The organism is Streptomyces sp. NBC_00341 (assembly GCF_041435055.1).
Classification (GTDB): Bacteria; Actinomycetota; Actinomycetes; order Streptomycetales; family Streptomycetaceae; genus Streptomyces.
This window is the reverse complement of the sequence record NZ_CP108002.1, coordinates 3,403,344-3,420,394: the sequence shown is the minus strand read 5'-3', so window position 1 is coordinate 3,420,394 and position 17,051 is coordinate 3,403,344. Positions and strand designations below refer to the sequence as shown.

The following is a 17,051-nucleotide window of genomic DNA, read 5'->3' as shown; positions in this document are numbered from 1 at the left end:
AAGGGGCTCACGAGCTCACCCCCGGGGAGGGGTGGATACTCGATGGCATGAGCACCACGGAGCGTCCCAGGATCCTCGTAGTAGGCGGTGGGTACGTAGGCCTGTACGCAGCTCGGCGCATCCTCAAGAAGATGCGCTACGGAGAGGCGACCGTCACGGTCGTCGACCCCCGGTCGTACATGACCTACCAGCCCTTCCTCCCCGAAGCTGCTGCCGGCAGCATCTCGCCCCGGCACGTCGTCGTCCCGCTGCGACGCGTGCTGCCGAAGGCCGAGGTTCTCACCGGCCGTGTCACGACCATTGACCAGGACCGCAAGGTCGCCACGGTCGCGCCGCTCGTCGGCGAGGCCTACGAGCTGCCCTTCGACTACCTGGTCATCGCGATGGGCGCCGTCTCGCGCACCTTCCCGATCCCCGGCCTGGCCGAACAGGGCATCGGTATGAAGGGCATCGAGGAGGCCATCGGCCTGCGCAACCATGTACTGGAGCAGCTGGACAAGGCTGACTCGACGACCGATGAGGATGTCCGCCGCAGGGCGCTCACCTTCGTCTTCGTGGGCGGCGGGTTCGCCGGTGCGGAGACCATCGGCGAGGTCGAGGACATGGCCCGCGACGCGGCGAAGTACTACACGAACGTGAAGCGCGAGGACATGCGCTTCGTGCTCGTCGACGCCGCCGACAAGATCCTTCCCGAGGTCGGCCCGAAGCTGGGCACCTGGGGCCGGGAGCACCTGGAGTCCCGCGGTGTCGAGGTCTTCCTCTCGACCTCCATGGACTCCTGCGTCGACGGTCACGTGGTGCTGAAGAACGGCCTCGAGGTCGACTCCAACACCATCGTGTGGACGGCCGGCGTGAAGCCGAACCCGGCGCTGGCCCGCTTCGGCCTGCCGCTCGGTCCGCGCGGTCACGTGGACACCTCGGAGAAGCTCCAGGTGCAGGGCACCGACTACATCTGGGCCGCGGGCGACAACGCCCAGGTTCCGGACCTGGTCGGCCGCAAGGCCGGCAACCCGAACGCCTGGTGCCCGCCGAACGCCCAGCACGCGCTGCGTCAGGCCAAGGTCCTCGGTGACAACGTCATCTCCGGGATGCGCGGCTTCCCGCAGGCCGACTACAGCCACGCCAACAAGGGTGCGGTCGCCGGTCTGGGCCTGCACAAGGGCGTCGCGATGATCGTCGTCGGCAAGATGAAGATCAAGTTCAAGGGCCGCCTCGCCTGGTACATGCACCGTGGCTACCACGGCATGGCGATGCCGACCTGGAACCGCAAGATCCGGATCTTCGCCGACTGGACGCTCGCGATGTTCCTCAAGCGCGAGGTCGTCTCGCTCGGCGCCATGGAGACGCCGCGCGAGGAGTTCTACGAGGCCGCCAAGCCGGCTCCGGCCCCCGCCGCCGCCCAGCCGGTGGCGGAGAAGGCCAAGGCCTCCTAGCGCACCCCGGGCCGGGGGCCAACACCTCCCGGTCCGCCCGCGGATGTCCGTATCCGCGTACAGCAGTCGCACGACGCCCGAAGGGGCCGTCCGCCATCCGTGGTGCGGGCGGCCCCTTCGGCGTATCGGCGCGGGGTGGAGCGGGGCACGGTACAGGGGGAGCGGGGCCAGTGGCCCGGCGGATGCATGGTTCATACAGGTATTTTGCCGTTCCATTGCGCAGTAGCGGGATGGCCAGGCCGCCGGAAACTGTTGAGGGGGGTGTACCTCGCCGCGGCGCCAATGGGTGCCGGGGCGTGGTCCGAGACATGTGTGGGCATGTCTGGGCACGTTGGGAAACACCATCACGGAGGTGTGCGCCATGGCAGACGCCGCGTTGCGGCTGACCGCTCTCGCCCAGGAGTTGCTGGGAGAACCCCTACCGGTCCGGATCCGGGCCTGGGACGGCAGCGAATCCGGACCGCCCGAGGCCCCCGCCCTCGTCTTCAGGAGCCGTCGCGCCCTGCGCCGGCTGCTGTGGAAACCGGGCGAACTGGGCCTCGCCCGCGCCTGGGTGGCCGGGGAACTCGATATCGAAGGCGATCTGTACGAGGCCCTGGACCTGGTGGCCGGGCTGATCTGGGAACGCGGAGCGGAGGCGAAGGACAGCGTCCACCCGGTCCGCGACCCGAAGGTGCGGGCGGCCGCCAAGGGGCTGCTGCAACTCGCCGGTCCGTGGCCGCCGCCCCCGCCGCCGCCGGAGGAGGTACGCCGCCGCACCGGTGCCCTGCACACCAAGCGCCGCGACAAGGAGGCCATCAGCCACCACTACGACGTGGGCAATGACTTCTACGAACTGGTCCTCGGCCCGTCCATGGTCTACTCCTGCGCCTACTGGGAGGACGGCGGCACCCTTGAGGACGCCCAGCGCGACAAGCTCGACCTGGTCTGCCGCAAGCTCGCCCTGAAGGAGGGGGACCGCCTCCTGGACGTCGGCTGCGGCTGGGGCTCCATGGCGATCCACGCGGCCCGCGAGTACGGCGCCCGGGTCACCGGCGTGACCCTCTCCACCGAACAGGCCGCCTTCGCCCGCAAGCGCATCGCGGAGGAGGGGCTGACCGACCGGATCGAGATCCGGGTCCAGGACTACCGGGACGTCAGGGACGGCCCGTACGACGCCATCTCCTCCATCGGAATGGCGGAACACGTCGGCTCGGTCCGCTACCGCGAGTACGCCGACGACGTCTACGCACTCCTCAAGCCCGGCGGGCGCCTCCTCAACCACCAGATCGCCCGCCGCCCGGAGAAGGACGAGTCCGCCTACCACGTGGACGAGTTCATCGACGCCTATGTCTTCCCGGACGGTGAGCTGGCCCCGCTGGGCCGGACCGTCGCGACCCTCGAGGAAGCCGGCTTCGAGGCCCGCGACGTCGAGTCGCTCCGCGAGCACTACGCGCTGACCCTGCGCCGCTGGGTCGCCAACCTGGAGAAGGAGTGGCCGCGCGCGGTGAAGATGACCTCGCCCGGCCGGGCCAGGGTCTGGCGCCTGTACATGGCCGCCTCCGCGCTCTCCTTCGAGCACAACAAGATCGGCGTCAACCAGATCCTGGCCGTGCGGCCGGCGGAGGGCGGAGCCGCCCGGATGCCGCTGCGCGCCCGCGACTGGAAGGCGTCCGCGACCGGCTGAGCCGTGCACACGCGTGAGGGCCGGTATCCGCAGTTGCGGATACCGGCCCTCACGCGTGCGCCGTCCGGCGCTACTCGGTCTTGATGGCCGTCAGCATGTTGAGCTTCGCGGCGTTGCGGGCCGGCCACATCGCGGCCAGCACCCCCACCAGTCCGGCCAGCAGCAGGAAGAGCGCGATCCGGCCCCACGGCACGACCAGTTCGTACTGCGGGATGCTCGACGACGCGGACTGACCGATCGCCCAGCCGAGGAACATGCCGAGTCCGATGCCGACCACCGCGCCGAACAGCGAGATGACGACCGCCTCCAGCCGGATCATGCGCTTGACCTTGCGCCGGTCCAGGCCGATCGCCCGCAGCATGCCGATCTCCTGCTGACGCTCGAAGACCGACATGGCCAGGGTGTTGACGACCCCGAGCACCGCGATGATCAGGGCCATCGCCAGCAGCCCGTACATGATGTTCATCATGAGGTTGATGGAGCCGCCGAACATGTCCCGGATGTCCTGGCGGTCCATGATGCTCATGGCGGGGTTGTCACCCAGCGCGTTCACCACCGACTTCTCGTTGGCCGCGCTCGCGCCGCCGTCCGTCTTCACGTAGATCTCGCGGATGTCCGCACTGCCCTCGTGCGGGGCCACCTTCTCGCGGGGCATCAGGACCGGCGACAGGAACTCGTTGTCCTTGTAGAGGGCGCCGACCTTCAGGGTCTCCTTCTTGTCGTCGTCGTACGTCACCGTGACGCTGTCCCCGGTCTTCCAGCCGTGCGACTTCGCGGTCTTGTCCGAGACGGCGATCTCGCCCCTGCCGAGCGAGTCCACCGAGCCGGAGACGGTGTCGACGTTGAGGACCTTCTGCACATCGCCGGGGGTCACGCCGGACGCCGAGAGCCCGTCGTCGCCGATCGTCAGCCAGATGGACTGCTGGGGCGAGACCGCGGTGACGCCGTCGGCCTTCTCCAGAGCGGTGAGCGCCGACTCGTCGAGGGAGTCCCCGCTCGCCATGGAGATCATGTAGTCGGCCTTGATGTTGTCCGTCGTCATCCGGTCGACCGCCTGGCCGAGGGTGACGCCGAGCACCGAGATGCCGGTGACGAGGGTGAGACCGATCGCCAGAGCGGAGGCGGTGGCGCCGGTGCGCCGCGGGTTGCGGACCGCGTTCTGCGTGGCGAGCTTGCCGGAGACCCCGAACAGCCGCCGCAGCAGCGGGCGGACCAGGGCGATCACCGGTCGGGACAGCAGGGGAATGAGGATGATGACGCCGATCAGCGCCAGGAAGGCGCCGGCCGCGATGGCGAGCTGGGCGTTCGTACCGGACTGCGTCGAACCGGCCACGACCGCGGCCGCGCCGAGCAGGGTGATGACCGCGCCGATCGAGTTGCGCAGCACCAGGGACTTCACGGTGGCCACCGCGTACTGGCTGTTCATCGCCGCGACCGGCGGGATCTTCGCGGCCCGTCGGGCGGGCAGCCAGGCGGCCAGCACGGTGATCAGGACGCCGACGGCGAAGGTGGCGACGACCGTGCTCGGGGCGACCACCAGCGGACCGGCCGGGATCTTGCCGCCGATCAGGCTCATCGCGGAGCGCAGCCCGGTGGCGAGACCGATGCCCAGTGCGAAGCCGATGACGGACGCGATCACACCGACCACGGCCGCTTCGAGCAGCACCGAGCGCTTGACCTGGCGGCGCGAGGCGCCGACAGCACGCAGCAGCGCCAGCTCCTTGGTGCGCTGGGCGACCAGCATGGTGAAGGTGTTGGCGATCAGGAAGATGCCGACGAAGAGGGCGATGCCCGCGAAGCCGAGCAGCAGCCTGTTGAGGCTGCTCAGGCTGCGCTCGGTCTGCTCGGCCTCCTCGTTCGCGACCACCTTGCCGGTCTTGGCCTCGGCGTCCTTGGGCAGCAGCGGCTTCACCGCGGCCAGCACCTGCTGGTCGGAGGTGCCGGGTGCGGCGGTGACGGAGACGTCCCGGAACTCGCCCGGCCGCAGGAAGAGCTTCTGGGCGACGGCGGTGTCGAAGAGGACCAGGCTGCCGCCGGCATTGACCGCGCCGTCCTCGGTGGTGAAGACACCGGAGAGGGTGTACTCCTTCACCGGCCCGTTCGTGGCGACCCGTACCTTGTCGCCGACCTTGTACTCGCCCTTCTTCGCGGTGTCCTTGTCCAGGGCGATGCTGCCCGCCGCGACCGGGCCGGAGCCGTCGGTGAAGGTGTACTGGGCGTCCTTGCCGTCCTTGCCCGGGGCGAAGTTGCCACCGGAGTTGGTCCAGCCGTTGCCGATCAGCTTGCCGTCGGGGTCGGCGACCCCCGCGAAGCCGTCGACCCGGCCGGTCGCGCTCTTCACACCGTCCAGGGCCTGGATCTTCTTCAGGGCGGCGGCGTCGATGGAGGGGGCCTTCTCGTCACGCTGGTTGGCGTAGGTGGTGACCGCGACGGCGACGTCGTCGTAGTTCTTGGCCGACTGGTTGCGGAAGGCGTTTCCGAGGGTGTCGGTGAAGACCAGGGTGCCGGAGACGAAGGCCACGCCGAGCATCACGGCGAGGACGGTCATCAGCAGCCTGGCCTTGTGCGAGAGCACATTGCGCAGGGCGGTACGGAACATGGCTGTGTCCTGGAGGGGAGGGGTTCCGGAAAGGGGCACGGTTCGGGCGCCGCACGGCACCGGGTGGTGCGAGGCGGTGCGACGTCGGGGCCGGGGCTGCGGCCCGGGGGCTCAGCTCAGCTGGTGCGCCCCTTGGCGTCGAACGCCTTCATCCGGTCCAGCACCCCGTCCGCGGTGGGGTGCATCATCTGGTCGACGATCGCCCCGTCCGCGAGGAAGATGACCCGGTCCGCGTAGGAGGCGGCGGCCGGGTCGTGGGTCACCATGACCACGGTCTGGCCCAGCTCGCGCACCGAGTTGCGGAGGAAGCCGAGGACCTCGGCGCCGGAGCGCGAGTCCAGGTTGCCGGTCGGCTCGTCACCGAAGATGATCTCCGGCTGCGAGGCCAGGGCGCGGGCCACCGCGACGCGCTGCTGCTGGCCGCCGGAGAGCTCGGTGGGCCGGTGCTTGAGGCGGTCGGAGAGCCCCACCATCTCGATGACCTTGTGGAGCCAGTCCTGGTCGGGCTTGCGGCCGGCGATGTCCATCGGCAGCGTGATGTTCTCCAGCGCCGTCAGCGTCGGCAGCAGGTTGAACGCCTGGAAGATGAACCCGATCTTGTCCCGTCGCAACTGGGTGAGCTGCTTGTCCTTGAGGGACCCCAGCTCCGTCTCCCCGATCCGGACCGATCCGCTGCTGAAGCTGTCGAGGCCGGCCACGCAGTGCATCAGCGTCGACTTGCCGGAACCCGACGGGCCCATGATCGCGGTGAACTCGCCCTGCGGGAAGTCCACGGTGACCCGGTCCAGCGCGGTCACCTTGGTCTCGCCCTCTCCGTAGACCTTCGACAGTTCCGTGGCGCGGGCAGCCACCGCGGTGGCGCGGTGAGCGGTGGTCATGGTGGTCACGGGAGGCTCCAGGGTGGGGTGCGTACGGGACGGGGGACGCTCGGTCCGGGGGACGTCGGTCCGGGGCTGTGAGGCAGGCACCGAGTGACGCGGCGCCCTCCTCGGAGGCACAGCTCCATCGTCTCCGCCGTTCCGCCGCGGATCGTCACTCCCGGTGCCCGTTCCCGGGGCCGCCTTGAGTCGCACCGAAGAGCGTCCGCGTCCTCCTGCGGTATGACACCGCCCCCGAGACGGGTGCGCCGACGGAGGGGGTGCGGCACGGTGTTCACGATCACGGAGGCGGCCCCGGCGGACCCGGAGTCCCAAGGCGGGCACCCGGTCCCGGGCCGCCCGAACGACCCCGCCGGCCGGCCGGGGTGGCGCGCCCCTGGCGATCCGTGGCGCGCCCCTGGCGAATCGGCTGTGTGGGTGCGGCGAATTCACGTCAATTCGGATTGCCGGTCGCCGCGCTCACAACCCGTCCAGGCGTGTGACTATGCCTCTCGGGTGTGCTGACGCACCCTCAAGCGGTCAATAAAATAAGACAACATCGAGCCACTGTTCGGCTGATCGGGGGAGCCCCCCGGATAGGGTCATGTGCCAACGCAGAGCCGCGCCAAGCCCGGATGGTGGAATGCAGACACGGCGAGCTTAAACCTCGCTGCCCCTCGGGGGCGTACCGGTTCAAGTCCGGTTCCGGGCACCACCGCGATCTCATCCCTGGGGAGCCGGCCGGCGACGATCCGTTCGAGGATTCCGGCGTCGGGGCGAGCGTACGGCCGTCGCCGACCACACTCCGCGCCACCGGTACGGGGCACCACTCTTACGGACCCACTTCAGCGGGACGGCGGCCAGCCTCCCGGCGGTTCCGGGACGACCATGGATGATCATGGCCTTCCGGTCCGTTGCCACGAGCGGCACGCGCGTGCGCGATCACATCGCCGCTGGAGGATGCCCGCATGTTCCGTCCGCTGCGCGCCGCGATGTCCTCGGCACCGGGTTCGGCGGACCACGACGGCGTCACCGCCATCCGCACGCCCGCCACCCGCCACGTCGTCCTGGCGACCCTGGCGGCGACGGCCGTGGTGGTCGTCCTCGGTCTGCTGACCGGGACCGCGATTCTCCTCCTCGGGCTGCTGGTGTTCCTGCCGGCGTTCGCCGCTGCCCTGTGCAGCCCGGGTCAGACGGCGCTGGTCTCCGGCTGGGTGAGCCTCGTCGTCGTCGAGCCGGTGGTCTTCCAGCCCGGGGAACGGATCCTCGACCGGGTGATCCTGGCGCTGTTCGCCGTCGGCTTCGGCGCGCTCGCCGTCTTCGGCGCCCGGATGCGCCTCACGCGTGAGGGCGCACTGGTGCGGCTGCGGTCGACCGCGGCCGCGATGCAGCGCCAGATCCTGCGGCCGTTGCCGCTGCTCACCGACGACGTGCTGGTGGACGGTGTGTACGAGCCGCTGCAGGAGGACAAGCTCGTCGGCGGCGACATCTACGACGTGGCGGCCACTCCCTGGGGTACCCGGGTCCTGATCGGTGATGTCCAGGGGAAGGGGCTGGCCGCCATCGGGATGGCCATCGACGTGGTGGGGGCGTTCCGGGAGGCCGCCCACCGGGAGCCGACGGTGACCGCGCTGGTCGACGCGCTGGAGGCGGCGGTGGTCCGGCACAACGACTACGCCGGACAGCGCGGCGAGCCCGAACGGTTCGTCACCGCGCTCGTCCTGGGGGTGGACGAGGGCGCCGACACCCAGGTCGTCGGGTGCGGCCACATCCCGCCCTACCTGCTGCACGAGGGCGTCGTCACCGTCGTCGGCGCGGGGGACGAACACGTACCCCTGGGCCTGGCGAGCCTGGTCGGCGAACCGCGCACGGTGGCGTGGTTCGCCTTCCCCGCCGGGGCCACGCTGCTGCTGTGCACCGACGGCCTGACCGAGGCGCGTTCGCGCGACGGTGCCTTCTATCCGCTGGAGGAGCGTCTCGGCGGCCACGTCGACATCACCGCCGGCCGGCTGATCGGTTCGCTCGTCGACGACGTGCGGGACTTCACCGCGGGGGTGCAGCAGGACGATCTGGCGGTCCTCGCGGTACGCCGTGCGCCGCACCGGGCGGAGTAGGGCTACTCGACCGTCGCGGCGCGGGCGGCCGGTGCCGGACGGTCCCACGCGCGGCGGGTGACGGCGCGGACCGCGGCGCCCAGGGCGAAGCCGTAGACGGCCACCAGGCCGTGGCCGTTGGACTGGGCGAACCAGACCGCCAGGCCGAGCACCGGTACGCCGGCCGCCAGCAGAGCTTCCTTCAGGCGCTCCCGGCCGGGGCCGCGTTCGGCGCTGCGGCCGGTGCTGCGGCCGGTGTGCAGGACGCGCAGGAGCAGCGCCGCGGACAGGGTCGCGGCGAGGAAGTACGTGGCGCCGGAGCTGCCGGCGAAGTTGCGGGGGTCGGTGCTGTGGCCGCTCTCGCCGAACAGGGTGTCGACGTACCCGGGCAGCAGGATGCCGGCGAGGAACAGGCCCAGCGTGAGGGGCGTGCCCCAGAACCAGTCGGCCAGGGCGGCGATGACGGCGAGGGTGGCGATGTTCCACGCCCCGCCGAGCAGGCCGCCGTTCTGCATGAACGTCGAGGTGACGACCCGCCACCAGCCGGACCTGGCCGGGTCGCTGTCGAGTGCGTCCATCGCGCCGGACCAGCAGAGCTGGGTGATCACCCCGGCGACGGCGACCGAGGTGAGCCCCACCGCCGCCCACGGGATGCGGCGTCCCCGCAGGGTGCCCTGGCCCAGCAGGGTCAGTCCGCCGTTGAGCATCAACATCATCAGTGCCGCCGTGGTCACGTTGAACAGCAGTCCGCCCATCGTCACCACCCCCCTTCAAACGCTGTTTGATTCCCGTCGGTGATGACAGTAGACGTGTCTCCGGCACTTTTCAAACAATGTTCGAAAGTCGGTTACAGTGGGTCCCATGAAGCTGAGCGCGGACCGGATCATCGACGCGGGCATGGCGGTGTTCGCCGAAGCCGGCTACCACGGGCTGTCCATGCGGCAGGTGGCGAAGCGGCTCGACGTGCACGCCGGCAGCATGTACTACCACGTGCCCAACAAGAGCGCCCTGCTCCAGCTGATGGCCGACCGGCTGGCTCAGCAGGCGTACGACGCGGGCACCGCCGCCCTGGCCGCACTGCCCGAAGGGGCCGGCTGGCCGGAGCGGGTCGAGGCCCAGGCCGTCTCGCTCCGGCAGAGCCTGCTGAGGCACCCCGGTGGCGCGGTCATGTTCGCGGACAGCCCCAAGGTGCTCAGCACCGGAGCGCTCTCCCTCATGGAGCGGCTGCTGCGGACCCTGAAGGACGCCGGTATCCGGGACGAGGACCTGGGCATCGCCGGTGACGCGGTGCTCAGTCACCTCACCGGGTACGTCCTCCAGGAGCAGGGCGAGCCGCCCGCCGTCGAGGTCGGCCCCGAGGATGTCGCCGAACTCCACCGGCGCTTCCCGCTGACCGTGGCGGCGGCGGCCGGCGGGGACCAGGACGAGAAGTTCGTCCGCAGCGTGCGACTGCTCTGCGCCGGAATCCGGGGGCTCGACGAGTCGGGGGGCCGGTGACGGCTCCACGGCCCGCCCGGTCACCCTCCGATGATCATGACTGACGCACTGTGGACATCAGGTCGGGGCTGTGGAGAATGGACCTCCTCATACGGACGTACTGGGGGGTCACGTGAGCGTTATGTCAATCAGTGGGTTAGTGCTGATAGTTGTCATCGTGCTGGCCTATTTCGTGCCGACTGTCGTCGCTTTCACGCGAGGGGTGTCGAACAGCGGCTCCGTGTTCGTGCTGAACCTGTTCCTCGGCTGGACCCTGGTCGGCTGGGTCGTGGCGCTGGCGATGGCGGCGCGCAGCACCGAGCCGCGCCCGCGGATGTGAGCCACCGCCCCTGCGGTGGGTGCTGACCGAGGGGTGACGGTGCGCCAGGTCCCCGTCGGTCCGAAGCGCACCGCCATCCTGGCCGGCAGCCCGCGCGGTCAGTGGTCCCTCCTGTTATCCGTACATGCCGACCTGGTAGTCGCCGGCGGGCTGCTGGACGATCACGTTCAGCCGGTTGAAGGCGTTGATCACGGCGATGACGCAGACCAGGGCGGCGAGCTGTTCGTCGTCGTAGTACTTGGCGGCGTTCGCCCAGACCTCGTCCGGGACGCCACCGGCCGCGTCCGCGATGCGGGTGCCCTGCTCGGCCAGCTCCAGGGCGGCGCGCTCGGCGTCGGTGAAGACGGTGGCCTCCCGCCAGGCCGCGACCAGATTGAGGCGCACCGCGGTCTCCCCGGCGTGCGCGGCCTCCTTGGTGTGCATGTCGAGGCAGCCGGCGCAGCCGTTGATCTGGCTGGCACGGAGCTTGACCAGCTCCTGCGTGGCGAGCGGCAGCGTCGACTCCGCGAGCGCGCCGCCTGCCGCGATGATGTGCTTGAGGGCCTTGCCCGCGACCGGGCTTTCGAGGAGCTTCAAACGGGCGTTCATGGTGCACTCCCTTGCGGTGTTTTGGTGCCTGTACCTCTCTGACCGATCAGCCCGGCACGATGTGACAGCAGCGGTTGTGACCTACGTCTCACCATCTCGGCATCTTCCAGCCGCTGCTGGTGGCCCGCGCGAATAAGCCGTTGGACGCGGGTCGCGCTCCTGGCAGATTGGGCCCATGAACGCGACCGGCCACAAGCGAGACCTCCACCTGTATCTGCAGGACGCCCGCGACACCTTCCTGTGGAAGCTCGAAGGGGCCTGCGAATACGACATCCGGCGCCCGCTGACCCCGACCGGCACCAACCTGCTGGGGCTGGTCAAGCATGTGACCGGGGCCGAGGCGTTCTACTTCGGTGCCGCCTTCGGCCGGCCCGTCGAGGCGCCGGAGCTCTGGATCGCGGGTGACGCCGAGCCGAACGCGGATCTGTGGGCCACCGCCGACGAGTCGCGTGCGGAGATCGTCGCGGGCTACCGCCGGGTGTGGGCCCACTCGGACGCGACGATCGACTCACTGGAACTGGACGCCGTCGGCCGGCTCCCCGGGGAAGCGCGAACCGAGCTGACGCTCCACCGGATTCTCGTCCACATGGTCGCCGAGACCCAGCGGCACGCAGGGCACGCCGACATCGTCCGGGAACTCGTCGACGGGACCACGGGCCTGCGGGCCGGGGGCGACAACATGGCTTCCGGCGACGCGGCGTGGTGGGCGGACCACCGCGACCGGGTGGAGCGCGCGGCCCGGCAGGCCCCGGACGCGCAGGCCCAGGACGTCCCGGACCCGGACGCGCCGAAGGCCTGAACTACGCCGCACCGGCCTGGCCCGGTGCCGGTGCCGGTTCTGCTGCGGGACCAGGACCAGGACCGGGACCAGGACCGGGACCGGAAGCGGGGACTGCGGCGTGGGGCAGCCGGCGTACGGCGCGGGATGCCAGGGGGAGGGCCGCTGCCGCCGCCGAGACGACGCCGGCGACCGAGGCGACGCGGAAGGCCCCGTACGCCTCGGCCAGCGGGCCGACGCACAGCTGGCCGACCGGGATCGCGACGTACGAGAGCAGTTCGTCGTACGAGGCGACGCGCGAGAGCACCTGGGGCGGCACGTGCTCCTGCAGCGAGGTGTCCCAGGCGACGGCCGTGACGGCGGAGCCCAGCCCCGCGACGAACGCGGCGCCCAGCAGCCACGGGGCGTGCAGCCGGGCGCCCAGGGCGAGCAGGGGGAGCGCGGCGAGGACGCTCGTCAGCTGTCCGAGGCGCAGCAGGTGCCGGACCACCAGCCGGTACATCAGCAGGCCCGACACCAGCAGCCCGACGCCCCGGACGCTGAGCACGAGACCCCAGGTCTCCTCACCGCTCAGCCGCCGGGTGAGCTGGGGGCCCAGGATCTGCCAGGTGCCGGTCTGGGCCAGATTCACCAGGCAGAACGCCAGCGTGCCGATCCACACCCAGCGGATCGCGCGGAACTCCGTCCACCCGTCGCGGATATCGGCGGCCAGGCCCGACCGCCGCCGGGGCGGGTCCGCGGCGCCGGTGAACGTGAGCCGCGCGAGGAACCCCGCCGCCAGCAGGTACGTGAACGCGTCGAAGGCGATGGCCGGGCCGCTGCCCACCGCCACGACGAGCACCCCGGACAGGCTCGGCCCGAGGATCTTGGTGGCGTTGCGGGCCGTACCCAGCAGGGAGTTCGCCTGCTGGAGCCGGGTCCGGTCGACGAGCTGCGGCAGGACTCCGCGCAGGGCGGGGGCGGTGAACGCGCCGAGCGCGCCGTTCAGGAACTCCAGCACGGCCACCGGGGCCAGTGAGTAGTGGCCGGTCAGCAGCAGCGCCGCGACGCCGCCCTGGGTGAGCGCCGAGCCCAGATGGACGGCGACCAGCACATCGCGGCGCGAGGAGCGGTCGGCTACGGCCCCGCCCACCAGGAGCAGCGCCAGCAGCGGCAGCATGTGGGCGGCCAGCACGACGCCGAGGTCCTGGGAGCTGCCGGAGGCGTCCAGGACCGCGAAGGCCAGCGCGACCGGGGCCATCGAGCTGCCGAGCAGGGACACCAGACGCCCGGCGTAGAACACGCGGAACCGAGGCTGCCTGAGCAGAGAACTCGAAGCGGGAAAGGGAGGGGAAGGCGGGGCGGGAGGTGGCTGCACCGGCAGGATTCTGCGGAGCCCGCCCCGGCGCGCGCTAACGTTTCGGCAGGAGGCGAAAGATGGTGCTGCTGCGGCTGAGCCCGTTGGCCCTGTCCCGGTCCAGGTTCGCGCTGTCGCCGCTGGCCGAGACGCTGGGGTCGATGAGCGTGCTGACCAAGCCGTGCGCCGATCCGTGGCTCGGCCCCTGGTACACCCGGCACCACGACGCCTTCCGCGCCGTCCTCGACGCCGATCCCTTCGCCGGGGGGCTGGTCGAGCTGATCGGCTCGACCAAGTACCTCCCCGGCTTCATCACCCTCCCGCCGCCGGGCGGGATGCGCACCACCCTGGACGAGGAGCTGGCCCCGGTCGCCGCGGCGTCCGACGCGGCCGTGCGCGCCGACCTCGAAGCGGCGGTGGCGCACAGCTGGAAGCGGCACGACCTGCGGTGGCTGACCGGGCACGGATGGGGAGCCCGTACGGCCGGTCTGTTCCGGAACGCGTGGGAGGCGCACATCCTCGCGGACTGGCCGCGCCGCCGGGCGCTGCTGGAACGGGACGTCAGCCACCGGGCCGGGCTGCTGGCCGCCTACGGATGGCCCCGCGCCCTCCAGCGGATGAACCGGCGCAGCGCCTGGGTCGGCGCGGACGCGATCCGCTTCAGCCACCAGCCGGGACCGGACCGCGTCGTCGGTGCGGACGGCATGCTGTTCGTGCCGGTCTGTGTGACGAGCGGCACCTGGCTCTGCGAGGAACCGCCCGCCCGGTACGCCCTGGTCTATCCGGCCCGCGGGTCCGCTGCCGCCGCCACCGGTCCGCCGAGGCCGGACCTCGCCCTGGAGCGGCTGATCGGCACCGGCCGCGCCGCCGTGCTCCACGAACTGGAACGCCCCGCCACCAGTACAGAACTCGCCCACCACTTCGGCCAGTCGCTCGGCACCGTCGGCGGGCATCTGGCCGTCCTGCGCGAAGCGGGCCTGGTCGCGGGCACGAGAGTCGGCCGGCGTGTCGTCTACCGGCGCACCGAGGCCGGTGACGCCCTCGCCGGGGGCGCTCCGGCCGACGGGTGACCGGCGCGATGAGCGGAATCGGTGTGATCGGGCGATCAGTGCGATCAGTGCGATCAGTGACGATCACACGGAAAGATCCTCCCCTGGCACTAGAGAGTTTGTTTTGCCTACCCATTACTCTTGTCGCAAGGCCGCGCTGGGTGGCCATGGAGGAGTGAGATGAGGAGCAGCAACCCGGTCTTCTCGCGACGGGGCTTCAGCCGCGACAACGGTTACGCGAACGTCAACGCGGCGCCGCAGGCCGGGGCCCCCGTAGCGGGTGCCAACCCGTACGCCACCAACCCCTATGCCCAGCCGGACGCCCAGTACGGCGCCCCGCAGGCGCCCGCGCGTTCCGGTGCGATGACGATCGACGATGTCGTCACCCGTACGGCGCTGACGCTGGGCACGGTCGTGGCCGGTGCCGCCGTCGCCTGGGCCCTGCTCCCGGTCGACGAGGCGAACCTCAACAAGTCGTACGGCATCGCGATCGGCGCCGCGCTGATCGCCTTCGTGCTGTCGCTCGTCCAGTCCTTCAAGCGCACCCCGGTCCCCGCGCTGATCATCGCGTACGCGGCCTTCGAGGGCGTCTTCCTCGGGGTCATCTCCAGCGCGGTCAGCACGTACATCGGACCGGGCGTCGTGATGCAGGCGGTGATGGGCACCATGTGTGTCTTCGCCGGTGTGCTCTTCGCGTACAAGATGCGCTGGATCCGGGTCACCCGCCGGTTCTACGGCTTCGTGATGGCCGCGGCCATGGGCTTCATGCTCCTGATGGTGGTCAACCTGCTGTTCGCCGCCTTCGGTGGCGGTGACGGCCTCGGCTTCCGCAGCGGCGGCCTCGGCATCCTGTTCGGTGTCGTCGGCATCATCCTCGGCGCGTGCTTCCTGGCCCTGGACTTCAAGCAGGTCGAGGACGGCGTCGCGTACGGCGCTCCGCGCGAGGAGTCCTGGCTGGCGGCCTTCGGCCTCACCATGACCCTGGTGTGGATCTACCTGGAGATGCTGCGCCTGCTCTCCATCCTGAGCGGCGACGACTAGACAGCCGCCGGACCGCACAGCGACCGATCGGCCCGCAGGCTCCTTCGCAGGAGCCTGCGGGCCGTTTCTGTGCCGTGTTCTGTTCCGTGGGGACGGGGGCTACATGAGCTTGCGGGCTGCTCTGCGCAGGTCGTACTCGTGGATGAGCGCCTTCGCGTGTCCATAGGCGAGGTCGTGCTCGCCCCGCAGCCAGCTGACCTTCTCCTCGAAGCGGAGAGCGGGGCCGTCCTCGACGGTGCGGAGCCAGTCGGAGATCTCACGACCGGTGCACTGCGGGATTCTGGAGAGCAGATTGCGATGGGTCTCTTCGGACAGGACTTGGGACATCGGCGCCTCCGACGCGTTGTGCGCGGTACTGGTCCTTCCCGACACCGTGCCTGAGCGTCGGCCCGTTGGCAACCATCCGGGCAGGGGCGCGTAGGGTCGCGGGGTGCTCGATACGACGCCCCTGATCATCGCCGTGGACCGATTCGCCGACCGGCTGCGTGCCGCCCCGCAGAGCAGACTGCGGCGGGGAGCGGCGGCCGAGGGACTGGCCGTGGCCAGGCAGTTGGCGGTGCGGGCCCAGCGCGTCGAGGCGCCGGACCGGGAGCCGAGGACCATGCCGGACGCCGGGATGTTCGCGGTCGGCGACCAACTCGCGGTCGCGGGCCGGGAACTGGCAGTGGCACTGGAAAAGGCCCCGTCGGCGGAGCTGGACGAGGCCGTGCGATGCGTCGAGGAAGCGGCCGCCCGAGCCTTCGCCTAGGCGATACGCGCGCGGTGCGGGCGGTGCGCTGCGGCAGCGGCCGGCGAGGGCCGCTGTGTCGGGGGCGCGGGGGTCCGGACGACCGGTCGGGCGGGCTAGAAGCTCGCGATGACGCGGTCGGCCAGTATGTACACGTTCTCCCGTCCGCACGAGAACGTCAGCGCGTACGCGCCGGAGACGCCGGAACCGCCCAGCAGCACCGGGTGCTCACCGTCCCGGAGCGATGTGGCCAGCCGCTCGGCCGTCTCGCGGTGGCCGGGGGTCATACAGAGCGTGGTGCCGTCGGCGAAGACGTACACGTCGAGCGTGCCGAGCGGGCCGGGGCGCACGTCGGAGAGTTCCGTACGGCTGTCGGCCAGCTCCTCCAGGCGGTTCACCGTGCGCTCGTGGTCGGTGACGACGGGTGTCTGCACCGGTACGAAGTCCGGGTGCGAGGGGTGGCGGCGACGGGCCGCGGCCAGCTCGGGGGAGTCCTCCGCGAACTCCGCGATCTCGGGGAGCTCGGTGATGTCGGCCAGCTCGGTCAGCTCGGCCAGTTCCGTCAGCTCCTCCAGCGCCTCCGTGGCGTCGAGGTCCATCGCTTCGAGGCCGGCGAAGTCCGCCTGGCGCGGCATGAAGAACGGGGCGTCCTCACCGATCCCGGCCAGGCCGCCCAGCAGGGACGGGGCGTCGGCGGCGTCCCGCGCTTCCTGCGTGGCCCAGAAGGCCCGCGCCTCGGCGAGCTCCCGCTCCCGCTCCTCGGCCAGCGCCTCGGCCACCGCCGCGCGTATTTCCGAGGCGGGGGTGGCGTCGTTACGGCTCTGGGCGGGGACCGTGGCGGCCTGGGCGCGGCCGTCGGCCAGCTCCCTTCGAAGGGCCGATACCTGCTTACGCAGCCCGTGAGCGGCGTGCAGAGCAGCAGCGCCCACGGCCGTGGCAGCGGCGGTGGTCAGCAACAGGGCAAGAGGCATGGCGCTCACTGACTTACTCCCGGTTTCAATCGATCCCCCGACTTCCTACATCAGCTTGACCCGTACCGGCACCCTGTGTCAGTGCATTACGTCACGA

General features: G+C 70.9%; 16 protein-coding genes and 1 tRNA gene. 10 read left to right on the top strand and 7 right to left on the bottom strand.

What is annotated here, in order from left to right; all coding sequences use genetic code 11:
* Positions 1-47 precede the first annotated feature (47 nt).
* Positions 48-1,433, top strand: a complete 1,386-nt coding sequence (locus OG892_RS15275) for an NAD(P)/FAD-dependent oxidoreductase (RefSeq protein WP_073738486.1) — start codon at positions 48-50, stop codon at positions 1,431-1,433.
* 361 nt (positions 1,434-1,794) lie between these two features.
* A complete protein-coding gene (locus OG892_RS15270) occupies positions 1,795-3,099 on the top strand; it encodes a cyclopropane-fatty-acyl-phospholipid synthase family protein (RefSeq protein WP_073738487.1) in 1,305 nt (434 codons plus the stop codon).
* A gap of 70 nt (positions 3,100-3,169) precedes the next feature.
* Here OG892_RS15270 and OG892_RS15265 read toward each other — a convergent pair whose 3' ends face one another.
* Together OG892_RS15265 and OG892_RS15260 are read right to left on the bottom strand one after the other, a co-directional pair.
* Complete coding sequence (locus OG892_RS15265) at positions 3,170-5,698, bottom strand: ABC transporter permease (RefSeq protein WP_371629433.1); 2,529 nt, start codon at positions 5,696-5,698, stop codon at positions 3,170-3,172.
* A gap of 116 nt (positions 5,699-5,814) precedes the next feature.
* The gene (locus OG892_RS15260; protein WP_024491442.1) at positions 5,815-6,585 is read right to left on the bottom strand and encodes an ABC transporter ATP-binding protein; all 771 of its coding nucleotides are present in this window, start codon (positions 6,583-6,585) and stop codon (positions 5,815-5,817) included.
* A gap of 599 nt (positions 6,586-7,184) precedes the next feature.
* On the opposite strand from OG892_RS15260, the gene OG892_RS15255 reads away from it, so the two are divergent.
* A tRNA-Leu gene (locus OG892_RS15255) sits at positions 7,185-7,270 on the top strand.
* A 253-nt stretch (positions 7,271-7,523) separates the two neighbouring features.
* Positions 7,524-8,669 carry a PP2C family protein-serine/threonine phosphatase gene (locus tag OG892_RS15250; protein ID WP_371629432.1) on the top strand — a complete coding sequence of 382 codons (1,146 nt, stop codon included), beginning with the start codon at positions 7,524-7,526 and terminating at the stop codon, positions 8,667-8,669.
* Positions 8,670-8,671: 2 nt separating this feature from the next.
* Here OG892_RS15250 and OG892_RS15245 read toward each other — a convergent pair whose 3' ends face one another.
* Positions 8,672-9,403 (bottom strand): hypothetical protein, encoded by a 732-nt coding sequence (locus OG892_RS15245; protein WP_371629431.1) that lies wholly within the window; start codon positions 9,401-9,403, stop codon positions 8,672-8,674.
* A gap of 106 nt (positions 9,404-9,509) precedes the next feature.
* Between OG892_RS15245 and OG892_RS15240 the strand changes: the two genes are divergently transcribed.
* Complete coding sequence (locus OG892_RS15240; protein ID WP_328866807.1) at positions 9,510-10,145, top strand: TetR/AcrR family transcriptional regulator; 636 nt, start codon at positions 9,510-9,512, stop codon at positions 10,143-10,145.
* 157 nt (positions 10,146-10,302) lie between these two features.
* Entirely contained in the window at positions 10,303-10,464 is a 162-nt protein-coding gene (locus tag OG892_RS15235) for a superinfection immunity protein (RefSeq protein ID WP_328866808.1), read from the top strand.
* A 114-nt stretch (positions 10,465-10,578) separates the two neighbouring features.
* On the opposite strand, the gene OG892_RS15230 is transcribed toward OG892_RS15235, so the two are convergent.
* A complete protein-coding gene (locus tag OG892_RS15230) occupies positions 10,579-11,052 on the bottom strand; it encodes a carboxymuconolactone decarboxylase family protein (RefSeq protein WP_371629430.1) in 474 nt (157 codons plus the stop codon).
* 175 nt (positions 11,053-11,227) lie between these two features.
* Here OG892_RS15230 and OG892_RS15225 point away from each other — a divergent pair, with 175 nt between their 5' ends.
* Entirely contained in the window at positions 11,228-11,851 is a 624-nt protein-coding gene (locus tag OG892_RS15225) for a DinB family protein (RefSeq protein ID WP_371629429.1), read from the top strand.
* 1 nt (position 11,852) lies between these two features.
* Here the strand turns inward: OG892_RS15225 and OG892_RS15220 are convergent, their stop codons facing one another.
* The gene (locus tag OG892_RS15220; protein WP_371629428.1) at positions 11,853-13,187 is read right to left on the bottom strand and encodes an MFS transporter; all 1,335 of its coding nucleotides are present in this window, start codon (positions 13,185-13,187) and stop codon (positions 11,853-11,855) included.
* Positions 13,188-13,246: 59 nt separating this feature from the next.
* Between OG892_RS15220 and OG892_RS15215 the strand changes: the two genes are divergently transcribed.
* Positions 13,247-14,236, top strand: coding sequence for an ArsR/SmtB family transcription factor (locus OG892_RS15215; RefSeq protein ID WP_371629427.1), 990 nt, complete (start codon positions 13,247-13,249; stop codon positions 14,234-14,236).
* 159 nt (positions 14,237-14,395) lie between these two features.
* On the top strand, positions 14,396-15,256 hold the full coding sequence (locus OG892_RS15210; protein ID WP_327337218.1) for a Bax inhibitor-1/YccA family protein: 861 nt from the start codon (positions 14,396-14,398) through the stop codon (positions 15,254-15,256).
* 99 nt (positions 15,257-15,355) lie between these two features.
* Here OG892_RS15210 and OG892_RS15205 read toward each other — a convergent pair whose 3' ends face one another.
* Positions 15,356-15,583, bottom strand: a complete 228-nt coding sequence (locus OG892_RS15205) for a DUF4287 domain-containing protein (RefSeq protein WP_371629426.1) — start codon at positions 15,581-15,583, stop codon at positions 15,356-15,358.
* Between the two features lie 103 nt (positions 15,584-15,686).
* On the opposite strand from OG892_RS15205, the gene OG892_RS15200 reads away from it, so the two are divergent.
* Positions 15,687-16,004: a hypothetical protein gene (locus tag OG892_RS15200; RefSeq protein WP_371629425.1), complete on the top strand. Its 318-nt coding sequence runs from the start codon at positions 15,687-15,689 to the stop codon at positions 16,002-16,004.
* Positions 16,005-16,099: 95 nt separating this feature from the next.
* On the opposite strand, the gene OG892_RS15195 is transcribed toward OG892_RS15200, so the two are convergent.
* Positions 16,100-16,954, bottom strand: coding sequence for a hypothetical protein (locus tag OG892_RS15195; protein WP_242436870.1), 855 nt, complete (start codon positions 16,952-16,954; stop codon positions 16,100-16,102).
* Positions 16,955-17,051: the final 97 nt, after the last annotated feature.